This window comes from Providencia sp. PROV272 (assembly GCF_049901975.1).
GTDB lineage: Bacteria > Pseudomonadota > Gammaproteobacteria > Enterobacterales > Enterobacteriaceae > Providencia > Providencia stuartii.
This window is the reverse complement of the sequence record NZ_CP096291.1, coordinates 4,008,410-4,024,004: the sequence shown is the minus strand read 5'-3', so window position 1 is coordinate 4,024,004 and position 15,595 is coordinate 4,008,410. Positions and strand designations below refer to the sequence as shown.

The 15,595-nt window shown below is 39.4% G+C and carries 14 protein-coding genes and 1 pseudogene; 10 read left to right on the top strand and 5 right to left on the bottom strand.

The features are described from left to right. The first annotated feature begins 10 nt into the window (after positions 1-10). From rfaL to M1E93_RS18680, 7 genes and pseudogenes are all read left to right on the top strand, one after another. Positions 11-1,249 (top strand): O-antigen ligase RfaL, encoded by a 1,239-nt coding sequence (gene rfaL / locus M1E93_RS18710; RefSeq protein WP_053110676.1) that lies wholly within the window; start codon positions 11-13, stop codon positions 1,247-1,249. After that, entirely contained in the window at positions 1,242-2,261 is a 1,020-nt protein-coding gene (locus M1E93_RS18705; protein ID WP_053110675.1) for a glycosyltransferase family 8 protein, read from the top strand. Before rfaL ends, M1E93_RS18705 begins: the two co-directional genes overlap by 8 nt. A gap of 1 nt (position 2,262) precedes the next feature. Further along, the gene (locus M1E93_RS18700) at positions 2,263-3,405 is read left to right on the top strand and encodes a glycosyltransferase (RefSeq protein ID WP_104873125.1); all 1,143 of its coding nucleotides are present in this window, start codon (positions 2,263-2,265) and stop codon (positions 3,403-3,405) included. Positions 3,406-3,524: 119 nt separating this feature from the next. Then, positions 3,525-4,330 (top strand): annotated as a pseudogene (locus tag M1E93_RS18695) (IS5 family transposase). Positions 4,331-4,566: 236 nt separating this feature from the next. After that, positions 4,567-5,388 carry a glycosyltransferase gene (locus M1E93_RS18690; RefSeq protein ID WP_426207050.1) on the top strand — a complete coding sequence of 274 codons (822 nt, stop codon included), beginning with the start codon at positions 4,567-4,569 and terminating at the stop codon, positions 5,386-5,388. 89 nt (positions 5,389-5,477) lie between these two features. After that, on the top strand, positions 5,478-6,425 hold the full coding sequence (locus M1E93_RS18685) for an IS30 family transposase (protein WP_140035165.1): 948 nt from the start codon (positions 5,478-5,480) through the stop codon (positions 6,423-6,425). Then, a complete protein-coding gene (locus M1E93_RS18680) occupies positions 6,368-6,628 on the top strand; it encodes a glycosyltransferase family 8 C-terminal domain-containing protein (RefSeq protein WP_426207049.1) in 261 nt (86 codons plus the stop codon). Before M1E93_RS18685 ends, M1E93_RS18680 begins: the two co-directional genes overlap by 58 nt. Before the next feature lie 31 nt (positions 6,629-6,659). On the opposite strand, the gene M1E93_RS18675 is transcribed toward M1E93_RS18680, so the two are convergent. Next, on the bottom strand, positions 6,660-7,898 hold the full coding sequence (locus M1E93_RS18675; protein WP_104873127.1) for an O-antigen ligase family protein: 1,239 nt from the start codon (positions 7,896-7,898) through the stop codon (positions 6,660-6,662). A 212-nt stretch (positions 7,899-8,110) separates the two neighbouring features. Between M1E93_RS18675 and mutM the strand changes: the two genes are divergently transcribed. Next, positions 8,111-8,920 (top strand): bifunctional DNA-formamidopyrimidine glycosylase/DNA-(apurinic or apyrimidinic site) lyase, encoded by an 810-nt coding sequence (mutM, locus tag M1E93_RS18670; RefSeq protein WP_014657203.1) that lies wholly within the window; start codon positions 8,111-8,113, stop codon positions 8,918-8,920. A gap of 2 nt (positions 8,921-8,922) precedes the next feature. Here mutM and coaD read toward each other — a convergent pair whose 3' ends face one another. Next, the gene (gene coaD, locus M1E93_RS18665; protein ID WP_004924268.1) at positions 8,923-9,408 is read right to left on the bottom strand and encodes a pantetheine-phosphate adenylyltransferase; all 486 of its coding nucleotides are present in this window, start codon (positions 9,406-9,408) and stop codon (positions 8,923-8,925) included. A gap of 216 nt (positions 9,409-9,624) precedes the next feature. Between coaD and waaA the strand changes: the two genes are divergently transcribed. Continuing rightward, entirely contained in the window at positions 9,625-10,902 is a 1,278-nt protein-coding gene (gene waaA, locus M1E93_RS18660; protein ID WP_014657204.1) for a lipid IV(A) 3-deoxy-D-manno-octulosonic acid transferase, read from the top strand. A 207-nt stretch (positions 10,903-11,109) separates the two neighbouring features. Further along, positions 11,110-12,573 (top strand): ArnT family glycosyltransferase, encoded by a 1,464-nt coding sequence (locus M1E93_RS18655; protein ID WP_102780901.1) that lies wholly within the window; start codon positions 11,110-11,112, stop codon positions 12,571-12,573. A gap of 53 nt (positions 12,574-12,626) precedes the next feature. Here the strand turns inward: M1E93_RS18655 and rfaC are convergent, their stop codons facing one another. Genes rfaC through rfaD form a run of 3 tightly spaced genes read right to left on the bottom strand, consistent with a single transcriptional unit; the run spans position 12,627 to position 15,583 of the window. Then, positions 12,627-13,589, bottom strand: a complete 963-nt coding sequence (gene rfaC / locus M1E93_RS18650; protein ID WP_040132595.1) for a lipopolysaccharide heptosyltransferase RfaC — start codon at positions 13,587-13,589, stop codon at positions 12,627-12,629. Next, positions 13,589-14,635, bottom strand: a complete 1,047-nt coding sequence (rfaF, locus tag M1E93_RS18645; RefSeq protein ID WP_004924285.1) for an ADP-heptose--LPS heptosyltransferase RfaF — start codon at positions 14,633-14,635, stop codon at positions 13,589-13,591. Before rfaF ends, rfaC begins: the two co-directional genes overlap by 1 nt. Positions 14,636-14,644: 9 nt before the next feature. Continuing rightward, complete coding sequence (gene rfaD / locus M1E93_RS18640; RefSeq protein WP_004924289.1) at positions 14,645-15,583, bottom strand: ADP-glyceromanno-heptose 6-epimerase; 939 nt, start codon at positions 15,581-15,583, stop codon at positions 14,645-14,647. Between the last annotated feature and the right edge of the window lie 12 nt (positions 15,584-15,595).

Sequence of the window (15,595 nt, the reverse complement as noted above, 5' to 3'; positions counted from 1 at the left end):
TGGGTAAATTATGCCTTTTTTAGAAAGAAATCAGAATACTCTTTCGAAGTATAATAAAGCTTTAATCTTTATGTTTGTTGTGCTTTTTTTTGTGGACAATGTTACTAGGTATAAACATATACTATTCTATCTAATGATAGCTACATGTTTGGTATATTTATCATTAGATACAAGAAGGGTGCTAAAAAGATTAAATAATAAACTTTTATACTTAGTCGTGTTGTTTTCATTGGTTTTTTATATTTCAATAAGTTACTCAAGCATGCCTGATGCATCAATGAGAGCGATTAATAATAACTTCTTGAATTATGGGGTGCTTAGCCTATCTCTTTTATTACCGATTCTTCTCTACAAAGAAAATATAAAAACGATTTCAAATTTACTATTGACTAGTTTTTCTGCATCATTAGTGTTTGTTTTACTTATTGAACTATATCGGTACTATGAGGCTTATCAGAATGGTATTTTACCATTTACAACCTACAACTTTAGGAATGTTTCAGATGCCTTGGTTTTTTACTTTCCTATAATTCCGATCCTTTGGTATCTATTGCCTAAATCTAAGCTGATTTATTTTTATATACTAAGTGTTGTATTTTTATTTGTTTTGTTAGGGACTCTTTCCCGAGGTGGGTGGGTTGCTGTGGCTATGGCAGGTTTATTATTTTTATGTTTTAAACGTCCATGGAAATTGATTGGTTCGATACTATGTATCTCGTTAATTTCATTGATCTCATTAAAATCAATCTACCCAGATATGACTAAAACTCTATTTTATAAGCTTGAACAAACTGATAGTACTCATCGATATAAAAATGGTACACAGGGAACAGCACTTGAGTTAATTTTAGAGAATCCAATTATTGGATATGGATTTGGTGATAAAATATACATTGATAAATATAATAGTGTTGTACCAGAAAAACCGGATTGGGTATTTAAGAAGTCATTGGGGCCTCATAATATCTGGCTATATATTTGGTTTGGTGTCGGTATCTCAGGGCTGATTGCTTTTAGTGCGGTTTTTTTGTCGATGTGTTTTTCCTTATTCAAGGAAATCAAAAGTACAGTCAATGAATCAAAAAGCCATTTTGCATTTATAGCGTTATTAATGAGCCTCATTAGCTTTTATCTGGTTCGAGGGATGTTTGAGCAAGTGGACCTAAAACCATTAGGTGTTCTTTTAGGTTTTTTAATTGCTATGATGGGGCACAGTTCAACAAAGAATAAGAGAAAACACTATGAATAACCTCATAACAAATAAATATGTGCTCGGCGAAGTGGGTAAAGCTGATAATACCTTGTTATCATGCTTAGATGTTATTTATGGTTCTGATGAAAACTATCAGTTTGGAGCTGGGGTTTCAGCGGTGTCTTTACTCATAAATAATCCAACCACATTTTTTAGATTCCATTATTTTCTAGATAAAGTTAGCCCAGATTTTCTAGAGAAACTTAAAGTTATTGCAAGTCAGTTTCAAGTGGAATTTCATGTTTATGAATTAGATAACAAATTACTGAAAACACTTCCCGCTTCTGATGTTTGGTCATCAGCGATGTACTTTCGGTTAGTTGCCTTGGATTATCTGTCGATTGATTATGATTTTGCACTCTATTTAGACGCGGACGTTGTGTGTAATGGCATCTTAGATTTAACGACTAATTTAATCAAAGGCAAAGTCTGTGGTGTCGTTGCTGATGATATCGGTGTAAGAACGAAAAGTGAAACAAGGCTTCATGCGCCTTCACTAGCAAAGACTTACTTCAATTCTGGTGTCATGTTTGTCAACTTAAAAAAATGGCATGAAAAGCAGATTACCCAACAATGTTTTGAGTTGTTATCAGCAGAAAATGCTAAGCAACGATATAAATATCCTGATCAAGATGTGTTAAACCTTATTTTAAGAGATGACTTAGAACTACTTAACCAAAGATTTAATACTGTTTATACACTAAAAAATGAATTATATGACTCAACTCACCAAAAATATCAACAGGTTATTACACCTGAAACAGTCCTAATTCATTACACAGGTGTGAGTAAACCTTGGCACACATGGGCAAATTATCCCGCTTCCCAACCTTTTTATAAGGCTTTGATGCAATCGCCTTGGACAACGAATGACTTAAAACCTGCAACTAAATTTGTTGAAAGAAAAAAAGAGTATAAACACTTATTAAAACAAGGAAGGTTTATTAAGGGGTTTTTATCAGGGAGCCAATATTTGTTTATGAAAATGTTCAGGAGCAAAAGATACTAATATGATTAATAAAATAGTTTTCACAGTAACTCCTATTTACTCTATTCCTCCGAAAAGTGCGGCGGCAGTTGAGTCGTGGATATATCATGTTGCAAAAAGGTTAGAAATAGAAAATCGTATCGTATGTATTCAAAATGAGGGATATTCTCATTATTCAGAAGTCAACGAGAAATGTTCAATTGAAAGAATAAAATTTGGCAAAATCTATACTAGGCTTTTTAAAAAATGGACTAGGCTAGACCCTTATTCATATGCAGATCGTATTGTAAAAATAAAACGCAAGTTTGCGACTAATAGTGATGAAAGTATCATTATTGTTCATAACAATATTAAGTTATTTAAAAAAATAATTAAAAAAGAAGGGCATAAAAACGTTATACTCCACATGCATAACTGTTTTGAACCACAAAATGTACCTGCTAATATTAAAATCATTGTTCCGAGTCATTTCACTCATAATTGGTTTCGAGAACGTTTACCTGAAGCTTCCATTGAAGTAGTCCGAAATGGCTTTGATGGTGATATTTATTCTTTACCATCAGACATTAAACGAGAAGATATTGGTTTGAATAAAAATGATAATGTTATTCTTTTCGCTGGCAGAATTACTCGGGATAAGGGGGTGCTTGAGTTAATGAAAGCTTGCAGCATTTTATTTAAAGATAGAGCTAACTATAAGTTAGTGATTGTTGGAGATATTAATGCTGCATCAAAGGGAGAACATGCAGAATTTCAAGATGAAGTAAAAAATTATGCTCATCAGTTAGGTGAACAATGTATCCTTCTAGGAGGAATACACCCTGAAAAAATGAGGCACTATTACTCTATTGCTGATCTTGTTGCGGTTCCATCTATTGCAGATGAATCATTTTGTATGGTTGCACTTGAAGCTATGGCATCTGGATGTTCAGTCATTGCGAGCCAAAGAGGGGCAATGGTTGAATTTATTAAGCACAATGAAACGGGTTTTATATTTCGTGAACCATTATCAGCCGCTAGCATGGCGGATGATATTAATAATGCTTTAAATCATGATAATAGAAGTCAAATAGCCGATGCTGCAAAGCAGTATGCCTATGACAATTTTACATGGGAAATTGTGAAAAACGAATTGAGAAGTGTTATTGATAAGTGGTATAAATAATTTTTGCATAAGTTCTGAGCATACGTTATTAATATATTGTATTGGCGCAAATCTTGCTTAGAACCTATCCCAAAAGGAATTGTCAGATAATACATAATGATAATTTCTGAGGGCGAAGCGTGACGGGCAACAAGTGGCAGATCAGTGATGGACTCTGGGAGAAAATGGCTCCACTGATTCCGGAGCATAAAACTCACCATCCTCTGGGTACTCACCGCAAGCGGGTTGATAATCGCGCTGCAATGAACGCCATCTTCTTCGTACTCAGGACGGGTTGCCAGTGGAATGCGCTGAATGCCACCGGTATATGCTCGTCAAGCTCTGCTCACCGCCGATTTCAGGAGTGGCGGGATGCTGGCGTATTTGAACGCTTCTGGCAAAACGGGTTGCTTGCCAGCGAACAGTTGGACGCTATTGACTGGTCGTGGCTGTCGATTGATGGTTGTATGACAAAATCCCCCCTGGCAGGCTCAAAAAAACAGGCCGGAACCCTACAGACCGTGGGAAACAGGGCGTAAAGCGCAGTCTGATGACTGACGCGAATGGGCTTCCGCTTGCACTGGTTGTAGCCGGAGCAAATACGCACGACATAAAGCTGGTTGCGGATACGCTCGATGCCCTCCAGACGGGCAGACCATGCAAGAGGCTCCGGTTGTGCATGGACAAAGGGTATGAAGCGGAATGGTTGGGATCGTATCTGAAAAGTCGTCGCTATGAACCTCATATCCAGTCACGGAAGGATGAGTCAGAAGCCATCAAAAACACGGATTTTAAGGCTCACCGCTGGGTTGTAGAGAGAACACACAGTTGGATGAATCGCTACCGTCGTGTCCTGACTCGTTGGGAGAAGAAAGTCGAGAATTATGAGGCGATGCTGCATTTTGCCTGTGGTGTCATTGTCTGGAATAAAAACCTATTGGGATAGGCTCTTACTCTATATTGAGTTAAGATGGTTTCCATCAGAATGTTGAATTTAGTAACTTATTCAACTAGTTACAGTTATTGATGTTTTTAGCATATTTTTCAGATTATTATGAATAGATATTAGGCTATGATAGAGTTTTTATATGTTCTAAAGTGATTATATTGGAGCTAAAGATAAAAACTGTTTCTTTATCATAAACTAAGTATCGAATAATAATATTCAGTAAGGTTAACAAAATGCTAAGTCATGAAATGATCAAATCACTAGTTGAAATAAGCGGCAGTAAAGCTAATGATCGTGATGACAGCTACTTTCATATTGCTTATGGGGTCGATGAAAAGTTCCTCTACGGTGTTGGCACATCAATTTCATCGATCCTTATTAATAATAAAGAGACGCATTTTCATTTCCATATTTTGGTTGATGACCTAACAGACAAACAGCTTTTCCAACAGCTAGTTGAGAGTAGCCAGCATAAAATAACCATTTATTTGATTGATAACCAAGAATTTAAGCGGTTACCGTTACCATCGCAAGCTTGGAGTCATGCCATTTATTTTAGATTAGTGATTATCGATTATCTTTCACAATCAATTGATAAATTACTCTATTTGGATGCAGATGTTATTTGTAAAGGTAACCTTTCATATCTAAAAACATTGGAGTTTAATGAAAATATTTATCTTTATGCAGTAAAGGATAAATTTTGTAGTGAAAAGAAACAGCTACCAATGGAGATGAGTAAATACTTTAACTCTGGATTTTTGTATATGTCAATCCAGAAAATGGTTGAAGAAGATATTCCGAATCGGGTGATTGAATTAGTAAAAAGTAGTCATTTTACTCATCCAGATCAAGATGCCTTGAATATTTTACTTAATAATAAATTAGTGAATATCAGTGAGAACTTTAATTTTATGTTCTCTTTAGATTGGTATATTACCAGTAAGAGGGATATTAATAATATACCTGATGAGGTTGTTTTTATTCACTTTGTTGGTTTAACTAAGCCATTTCATGAATGGGCAAATTTCTATAGTGAACGCGAATTCAGATAATAAGTGCAACGCTCGGTCATGTTAGATGGAAGGACGGTTAGCTACTGATAAGCTATCCTGCTCTTCCGACCAAAGATGAGCGAGTAAGTATGAAGTATCAGCAACTAACCGAAGGACAACGATACCAGATATCGATACTGCGTGAGGATAATTTATCCTGCCATGAGATAGGTATCCGTATCGGTGTAAGCAAGTCCACGGTCTCCCGTGAACTGAGGCGTAACACTTCAGATACTGGTTATAACCCACAACAGGCACACCAGAAGTGCTGTGATAGGCGGCTGTCATCTGCCAAAAGGACAATTCCTCAGCAGACCATAGATTTCGTGATATTTGCTCTGGAGTGGAAGTGGAGTCCTGAGCAAATAAGTGCAATTGGCAGCATTATTGGTCTTAGCGTCAGCCATGAATGGATTTACCAGTATATCTATGCGGATAAGCGTAGCGGTGGCGAGTTGTACAGGCATCTTAGGCAGGGCAAACGGCGATATCGTAAGGGCTACGGGCAGAAACGAGGGCGCATCCCTGATGCGGTATCCATTGAGCTACGGCCGTCAGTCGTCGATGACCGTAGCCGTCTGGGGGACTGGGAGGCCGATTTGGTGCAGGGTAAACAGGGCACTGGTGCTATCGTGACACTGGCAGAACGCAAAAGCCGTATTTACCTGACAAAAAAGGTGTTTTCAAAGGATGCGGTGGAAGTCAGTAAGGCCATTATCTCACTGCTGAGTGAGTATCAGGATGTATGTCACACAATAACGTTCGATAACGGTCTAGAGTTTAGTGAGCACAAGGCGATAGCAGAAGCACTGAACGCAGATACGTACTTTGCCCATCCGTATGCCTCGCATGAGCGTGGGCTGAACGAGAATACGAATGGGTTGTTAAGACAGTTTATCCCGAAAGGAACAGACCTGCGGACAGTGACAGAAGAAGACTTACAACGCTATCAGGGAGCGTTGAACAGCAGGCCACGCAAGTGTCTGGGGTTCAGACAACCTTCGGTGGTGTTTGCGGAGCTAAGAAAGGCGGCTTAGCGTTGCACTTCGGACTTGAATCCGCCGAATATCAATTTTTTGAGATTGCACGACAGAATTCGCCTTGGAAAAATATCCCTTTACTTAAAGCCGAAAGTTATAAGCAATTATCCCGTAAAAAATCACACCTAAGAAAGAATGGGAAGTTTTTGCAATTTTTATTAGCAACAGCAGAATATATGAAAAAGAAAATATTTCATTAAGGGAATGCTGACTTAGTCAGCATTACTCTGCTTAGTTTGATAGCTTTCTGTTGATCAAAATTGCTACTAAGATATTGTATAGAAAGAAAATATCTAAGAATATAAATTCAAAGAGGCAGTAAATTAAAAAATAGCCAATAGAAGAAACAAGTATCCCGACATTGAGAATATTTTTTTGGATTTTTATCGAACTAAGTAGATCTTTTAAATTAATAATATAGGCCAAACAAAATAAAATTAAACCACCTAAACCAACGTTATACATAATGTTTAGGAAGAAGGGGTCATCATTATTATGTACGTACTCTTTTTTACGCTCTGAGTAGACACCTCCTCCAGAAAACCGCTCAGCATGGTTATCATTAAGATACTGGTTATAAGATACGGAACCATATCCCACGCCAAAAACTATATTTTTATTTTCATGAGTAAAAATAGGAAGTCTTGTTAAAATAATTTTATCTCTACTTGAGGTAATATTTTTAGCATTTAGAGTCTGATTTATTTTATTTTTTACTTGAGGAATTGTGGTATATGCAATAGTTGTAATACTTAAAGAAGAAATTATGAAAATGACTATATATAAAACAAATCTTTTAATACTTTTGGAGAATAAAAATAAAATAATCAGTGATTCAATAAGTAATGAAAGAACACCACCTCGGCTACCAGTATAGAGTAAAAAACAGAAAGCTAAAATAGATAAAATGAACATCGCAGCTTTTAATATTTTATTTTTAAAAATAAAAAAGGCGCTAAAAGTGAATGGAAAAAGTAAGGTAGTATAGTGAGCAAAGCCATATCTGAGCTGCAAATATAAAGGCAGGTCACTACTTTTAAATTGCTTTAATACAGGTGAAATAAAGATAGTAAAAGCCAGAGTGGCAATTAGAGCATAACTAATTGTTTTTATTGATTTTGATTCATTATTTTTAAAGGCTATTAAAAATAATGAGATAATAATGACATAGCGCCAGTCATTAAAAAATTCTTTGAGTGCCTCTAGAGTAAAGCCGGGGTAAGTAAAAAACAGGATACAAGACAAACACCATAAGTTGAATAAAAAGAATACCTTCTTACCCCTAACAAGGTTAATAATGTCATCTTTAATATGGATCTTATTTTTTATAATGACATAAATAGTGTAAAGGAAAAGCAAAGCGGCAGAAATGTTTAAAACGCCTTGAGTATCATTTGTAAACATACCCAATATGACAAGAGAAACTAATAGGAAAGGAAGTTGGCTAATAATACTGTTTTTTATATTCACAAATCCGCCTGCTGATGAATGTCATTTTTCTTTTTAGGGTGAGCAAACGCTACGAAATGTTTTTATCGTGCTAGATAACTTATCTTTGATTGCTAATGTATGAATTGTATTTATCATATACTTGAATGTCCAGACTATCAGGCAGTTAACATTGCGATTTAGTTTAAGATATTTGATTTCTATTAATCATTTCGATGTTTAAGGATCGACTTATGCCAGAACTACCCGAGGTTGAAACCAGTCGTAGAGGGATAGAACCACATCTTGTTGGTAACTCAATTCAGTATGCAATTGTTCGTAACAGCCGCTTACGTTGGCCTGTATCAGAGCAAATTAAAAGTTTATCTGATGAAATGATTTTAAGTGTACAAAGGCGCGCTAAGTATCTGTTAATCGAACTAAAAAATGGTTGGATTATTATCCACTTAGGTATGTCGGGTAGTCTGCGTATATTGTTGGAAGAATTGCCTGAAGAAAAACATGACCATGTTGATTTGGTATTAAAAGATGGCAAAGTACTACGGTACACGGATCCTCGGCGCTTTGGCGCGTGGTTATGGTGTGATGATCTTGAAACGAGTCGTGTTTTATCCCATCTAGGCCCAGAACCTCTTTCTGATGAATTTAATGCTCAATATTTATTTGAGCAGGCAGGAAAGCGAAAAATAGCCATTAAACCTTGGCTGATGGATAACAAGGTTGTTGTGGGTGTTGGTAATATTTATGCTAATGAAGCACTATTTGCGGCGGGCATTTCACCAGAAAAAATCACGCACACATTGACTCTTGAACAATCGATTGATTTGGTCCAGCAGATCAAAAAGGTACTGCAGCGCTCTATTGAGCAGGGTGGAACCACGCTGAAAGATTTTCTACAATCCGATGGGAAACCAGGGTACTTCGCCCAAGAATTGTTTGTATATGGTAAAAAAGGTGAGCCTTGTTTGATATGTGGCACGCCAATTCTTAGTATCAAACAAGGCCAACGCAGTACCTTTTATTGTCCTCAATGTCAAAAATAAGCTTAAATTTTATTCAGCTTTTTTAGCATCGCTTCAGCGACAACGGGCGGAAGGAAAGAAGAAATATCGCCATCATGGAGTGCCACATCTTTTATCAGTGACGATGAAACAAAAGATAAGCTTTGTGAAGGGAGTAAGAACACCGTTTCCAATTCAGGAACAAAATGACGGTTCATGTTTGCGAGCTGCCATTCATATTCAAAATCTGCAACAGAACGAACGCCACGGATAAGTATATTTGCGCCATGTTTTTGTGCGAAATTAGCCATTAGCTCAGAAAAGCCAACTACCTCAACATTGTTTAAGTGCGAGGTGACTTTTTGGGCAAGTTCAACACGCTCTTCAAGGGTAAACATGGGACTTTTGCGTTGGCTATTAGCGATAGCGAGTAATACGTGGTCAAACATTGCCGCCGCACGAGAAACAATATCAATATGGCCTGAAGTAATAGGGTCAAATGTACCAGGGTAAATCGCTTTATGTTTCATAATATTGATATCTCGTTGTTTGTTAACGCTAATTTAAAAAAATTTAAATTAAGTAATATGTGCATATTATCAACATTATCGACTATTAAGTGCTGTTGCAACCGACTAATGATCCCCTAAGCGAATTTTAAAGCTATTTTTAGGTGCATATTCTGCACACTTTAATAAAAGGTTTATGTTAAGATAGCGCCAATTTTGGTAAGTGAATCAGATCGAATGTTATTGCGTTTATATCAGGTACTTCTTTATCTTATCCAGCCACTCATTTGGGTACGCCTATTAGTGCGGGGGCGCAAAGCTCCCGCGTATCGTAAGCGTTGGGGTGAACGTTATGGTTTTTGTGCTGGTAAAGTTGCGCCGGGCGGTATTCTGCTGCATTCAGTATCTGTTGGTGAAACCCTTGCTGCTGTGCCTTTGGTACGGGCATTACGGCATCACTATCCGTCATTGCCGATCACGGTAACCACGATGACACCAACAGGCTCCGAACGAGTCGTTTCGGCATTCGGTGATGATGTCTACCATGTCTACCTTCCTTATGATCTCCCGTGCTCTATGCGCCGTTTTCTTAATCAAGTTGATCCTAAATTAGTAATTATTATGGAAACGGAATTATGGCCGAATATGATTAATCAACTTAATCGTCGCCAAATACCCTTAGTGATTGCGAATGCGCGTTTGTCTGAGCGCTCTGCGGCAGGCTACCAAAAGTTAGGTAGTTTTGTGAAACGTATGTTGCGTAATGTCACGATGGTTGCTGCACAGCACCAAGAAGATGGTGAGCGTTTCATCAAGCTAGGGTTAAGACGTGTGCAATTAAATGTCACGGGGAGCCTTAAGTTTGATATTTCCGTTACCCCAGAGCTTGCGGTTAGAGCCGTCACATTACGCCGGCAGTGGGCGGCACATCGACCCGTTTGGATTGCCACTAGCACCCATGAAGGTGAAGAGGCTATTGTGTTAGCGGCACACCAGCAATTATTAAAACAATTTCCTGATTTATTACTGATTTTAGTTCCTCGTCATCCTGAACGTTTTGCCAAAGCAGAAGAACTCACCCAAAAAGCAGGCCTTAAGTTTATTCGTCGTAGTGAAGGTATTGTGCCTACTCCTGATATACAAGTGGTTGTCGGGGATACGATGGGGGAGCTGATGTTGTTATATGGAATTGCGGATTTAGCATTTGTTGGTGGCAGCCTTGTGGAAACAGGGGGACATAACCCGTTGGAAGCGGCAGCACATGCGTTACCTGTTTTAATGGGACCACATACGTTTAATTTTAAGGATATTTGTGGGAAGCTGAAGCAGGCGGATGGCTTAATTACGGTGACTGATAGCGATTCAATGGTTCAAGCCGTCACTAGCCTCCTGTCGGACGAAGATTATCGTTTATATTATGGTCGTCATGCTGCGGAAGTTTTGCATGAAAATCAGGGGGCGCTACAACGTTTATTAAAGCTTTTACAACCTTACTTGCCTCCGAGAGAGCAATAATTTTAACGATTATTTCTAATTCAGAATATTGAACTTGAATAAAACGACAATAGATGATGACTATTTGTCTTCCTTTCTTATTATTCGCTATAAACTATAGTAGAATCTGCCGTTTAATTTCCATTGGTGCTATTAGGTGTGTATTTTTATGCATGATGAGTCTGCCTAATAGATAGTGGGTACTTTTACTCAATTATTTAAGACAGTATGCCAGCAATCAATCAATCAACATCAAACAAATATGTTTATTTATGGGTCATTGGCTATGCGGTTGCATGGATTCTAGCCAGCTTTCACTTAGATCCTACAGTGCCTTATGATACGGTGGAAGCCGTTAACTGGGGGATGAATGGGGAGTGGGGGTCACCAAAAAACCCTTGGTTTGTTGGTGTTCTTATGTGGCCTGCTATTTATTTGGGTATTTCCTACAGTTTTTACTGGTACTTTATTCATTTTGTCGGGGTTGCCTTTGGTTTATTGGGGGTCTGGAAATTAGCATACCGTTTAACAGCACGTCGTGACCTAGCTTGGTTTGCGATGTTGATGTTGAATTTATCGGGTGTGATTAATTTTGATATCATTCCTTACAATGATAACTATATTTTAGTGACCTTTTGGGCTTGGATAATCTACTTTTTCTTACGAGCCGTTTATGAAAATCCGGCTTGGTGGCTGCTTTTTGCTTTATTTGCAGGTTTGGCGACAATGGGGAAATATTCAACATTATCGCTGGTAGGATCGGTATTTTTATTAACGTTATTTGTTAAACAAGTTCGCCAAAGTTATCGTTATCCTGTTTTTTATTTAGCGATTGCACTTTGGTTTGCGATTGTATTACCTAATTTCTTTTGGTTAATGGCGAGTGATTTTTCTGCCTTTAAATGGGTGGATTCACAGATTGACCCAGGCTTTAATTTGCATACGACTAAGGCGGCGCTCAGCGTATTTTATCCTTTAATTATTGCCGCCATTATTTTATATAGCTGTGGTGGGAAATTAGGTTGGCCGAAATCGCTAGCAAATCGTATGGCGAATTTCTTGGTTCTTTTCCCATTAGCGGTGATCTATGGTTGGTTCTCTTTCCATGACGGTGGGCGTATTACCGAGTGGTTGCAACCCTTTATGGCAGCTTGTGCCCCGCTATTTATTGGCTCTATAACAGTCATGCCGACTAAATCACTCAGAAAACCACTGATTGGTTTAGCCCTTTTCGGTGTCGTGGTTCTGTTAGGTTATTGTGTTGTGCAAGCGGCTAATATTAAGGGCGCAGGGCAAAAATTTATTGGCGTGAAAACGTTGATCGCGGAGGGTGAAGATCGCTGGCATGAACGTTATGGCGTTCCACTAAAATATGTTGGTGGTGAAGATAATTTACATCAATGGTTTATTATCTACGCAAAAGATAGGCCACATGTGATCCAGCCTTGGACCCTTGAACATCATATGCCGCCGAATGTGTATAACCGCAAGATTACAGAAGCGGAGATCCGCCAGCATGGTGCATTGCTGTTAGGTCGTAAGTATGATGATTGCGCTCATGAGAATTTTGATAAGGTTCGTCAGTACTGGCCACAATTTACGATTGAGAAAGAAGAGGTTATCTATCGTTCAGAGCCGGATGCTGAGCCAGAAACCATGTGTTTTGGGTTTATTGCGCCAGAGAAATTATAGGTAAGAATATTAAAACGGCTAATGTTTTAGCCGTTTTAATTCGTATAGATTAATTATAAGTGCTCTTTTAATTGGCTAAAAATTGCCATTGGTTTTATTGAACTCATAGTACCATCCACAGATTTAATTTCATGTTGCTCTAAACCATAGCCGCCAATCAGCCCGGGATCTGTTGGGCCAAACAGGGTGAAATTCGGTTTATCTAATGCGGCGGTTAAATGGCTAAGGCCAGTATCAACAGAAACCACCGCCTTAGCATTAGCAATTTGTAGAGCAACTTCGGCTAAGGTTAATTTAGGCAAAACTTCGACAAAATCAAACCCATCTGCAAGACGTAATGCCCTTTGGTGTTCATGCTCTGCGCCCCATGGCAGTTTTATTTTTAAACCACTGTTGGCCATTAACCCAATCAGTTCTCGCCAGTGCTCTTCAGGCCAGTGTTTATCATCACGAGTGGTTGAATGCAAGAACACCACATAGTCATCCTGTGTGACTGTGGGGGCATGTAAAAAATGTTGAGCGATGGCATAGTCACCTTGCGCTTTAGGACAATCGTAGCCAAGACTCGCGGCAAACAGTTGGCGAATACGTTCTACGGCGTGCTGTTGCTTACTAATTTGGTATTTATAGTCGTAAAAAAAACTGGCAATTGGCTCTCGAATACTGTGGCGATCATAGCCATGTTTAGGGCCATCTGCGAGACGCGTGACCAGAAAGGCACTTTTCAATAGGCCTTGAGCATCAATAATCGCATCATAGCGGGTTGCAGTCAGTTGCTGGCGAAATGCAGCACGTTCGGCGCGAATGGGGGCAGAAAACCAGTTTTTACGCCAACGGCGGATAGCAACAGGGATCACTTGATTGACTGCGCTGTGCCATGTGGGGATCTGCGCAAAACCCTCTTCTACAACCCAATCGAATTGGATATGAGGAAAGGCTTGCTGTGCATCCGTTAGTGCGGGTAGGGAGTGTAACACATCCCCCATCGATGAAGTCTTTACTAGCAGTACGCGCATCAAGCAACACCTATTTGTAATCGCGCCAGCGCATCAACCACTAATTGAGGCTGAATATCGATGAGACTTTGATGATAACCGCTTGCCCCATCACCTTTACGAACTTTATGGTAGCCACTAATTAAGCGGATAACTTCTGCTTTATTCGATAGTGGAGGCGTAAAATCAGGGCTACTTGGGCCATATAGGGCAACAAGCGGTTTATCCAATGCAGCAGCAACATGCATCAGTCCTGAATCATTGCTGACAACGGCCTGACAGCTAGCAATTAAATTCACGGCTTGTTCTAAAGACGTTTTACCCGCAAGGTTGCTACAATGCTCATGCGCACTGTCCGTTAGGCTTTGGCGGATTTCCTCACCTGCATCATGATCTTTTTGTGAGCCAAATAAGAGAACTTGATAACCTTTTTCGCTGATCAACTGCTCCGCTAGCGCGGCGTAGTGATAGTGCGGCCAACGTTTAGCCGGACCAAATTCTGCACCAGGGCAGAAGCCAATAATTGGGCGTGTGGTATTGATATTAAACGCTTTAATAGCCTCAGTGACTTCTTGTTCATTAACAGCCAGTTTAGGCCATAAGATAGGCTCTGGAATATCTGCTGCGCTGTGAATGTTTTGCTTATCATAAGCTAATGCAACATAGCGCTGCACCATCAACGGAAAAGCGGCTTTATCTAATGTACGGAGGTCATTAAGTAGTCCATAACGCATCTCACCGCGCCAACCCGTTCGTTTGGCAATTTTGGCAAAGAAGGGCACCAAAGCAGATTTAAATGAGTTCGGAAGAACAATGGCTTGGTCATAACCATTTTGGCGTAAGCTAAGGCCAAGTTTACGGCGCTCACCAATCGCGAGCGCACCATGGCCTAATGGCATTGGGATGGCGGCATTGACTTCGGGCATTTTCGCCAATAGAGGGCGGCACCATTGAGGTGCCATCACATCAATTTGTGCTTGGGGATATTGAGCCTTTAGCGTGCGATATAGGCTCTGTGACATCATCATATCCCCTACCCATGAGGGGCCGATCACCAATATTTTCATAAAGTTGTATTAATCTTCTTTATTCAGCCATTGCATATATTCAGCTACGCCTTCGGCAACTGTTTTAAAAGGTGCCTTATAGCCAGCCGTACGTAATTTTGTCATGTCTGCTTGTGTGAAGCTTTGATAGCGCCCTTTTAGTTTCTCAGGGAATTCAATGTATTCAACAGAAACATTTTTATCACTGTGGAATTGTGTCACTGCATCGGCGACGGCTTGGAATGACTCGGCACGGCCTGTACCACAGTTAAAGATCCCTGAAATATTGTTCTGCCAGAACCATAAATTGACTGCGGCAACATCGCCGACATAAATAAAGTCACGGCGGAAGTTTTCACTGCCTTCAAATAGCTTGGGTTGTTGGCCTTCATTAATTTGCTTATTCAGATGGTAAGCGACACTTGCCATGCTGCCTTTATGACCCTCACGAGGACCATATACGTTGAAGTAACGGAAACCACAAATTTGCGACTGTGCTTCTGGCAAAATTTCGCGAACGTACTGGTCAAAGAGGAATTTCGAATAGCCATAAACATTGAGTGGCTTTTCGAACTGGCGATCTTCAATAAAATTATCACTACGACCACCGTATGTTGCCGCTGAAGAGGCGTAGAGGAATGGGATTTCGCGCTCTAAGCAAAAATGCAGTAACTCTTTCGAATACTGATAGTTATTGTCCATCATGTACTTGCCATCCCATTCAGTTGTGGATGAGCAAGCACCTTCATGGAATACCGCATCGACATCACCAAAATCATCACCGGCGATAATACTCGCAATAAAATCTTCTTTATCAATGTAATCAGCAATATCGAGGTCAACAAGGTTGGCAAACTTAGTACCGTCTTTCAGATTATCGACAACGAGAATATCTGTACGACCAGCATCATTTAATGCTTTGACAATGTTGCTACCAATAAAACCAGCTCCGCCAGTGACAATGATCATCGGGCATACCTC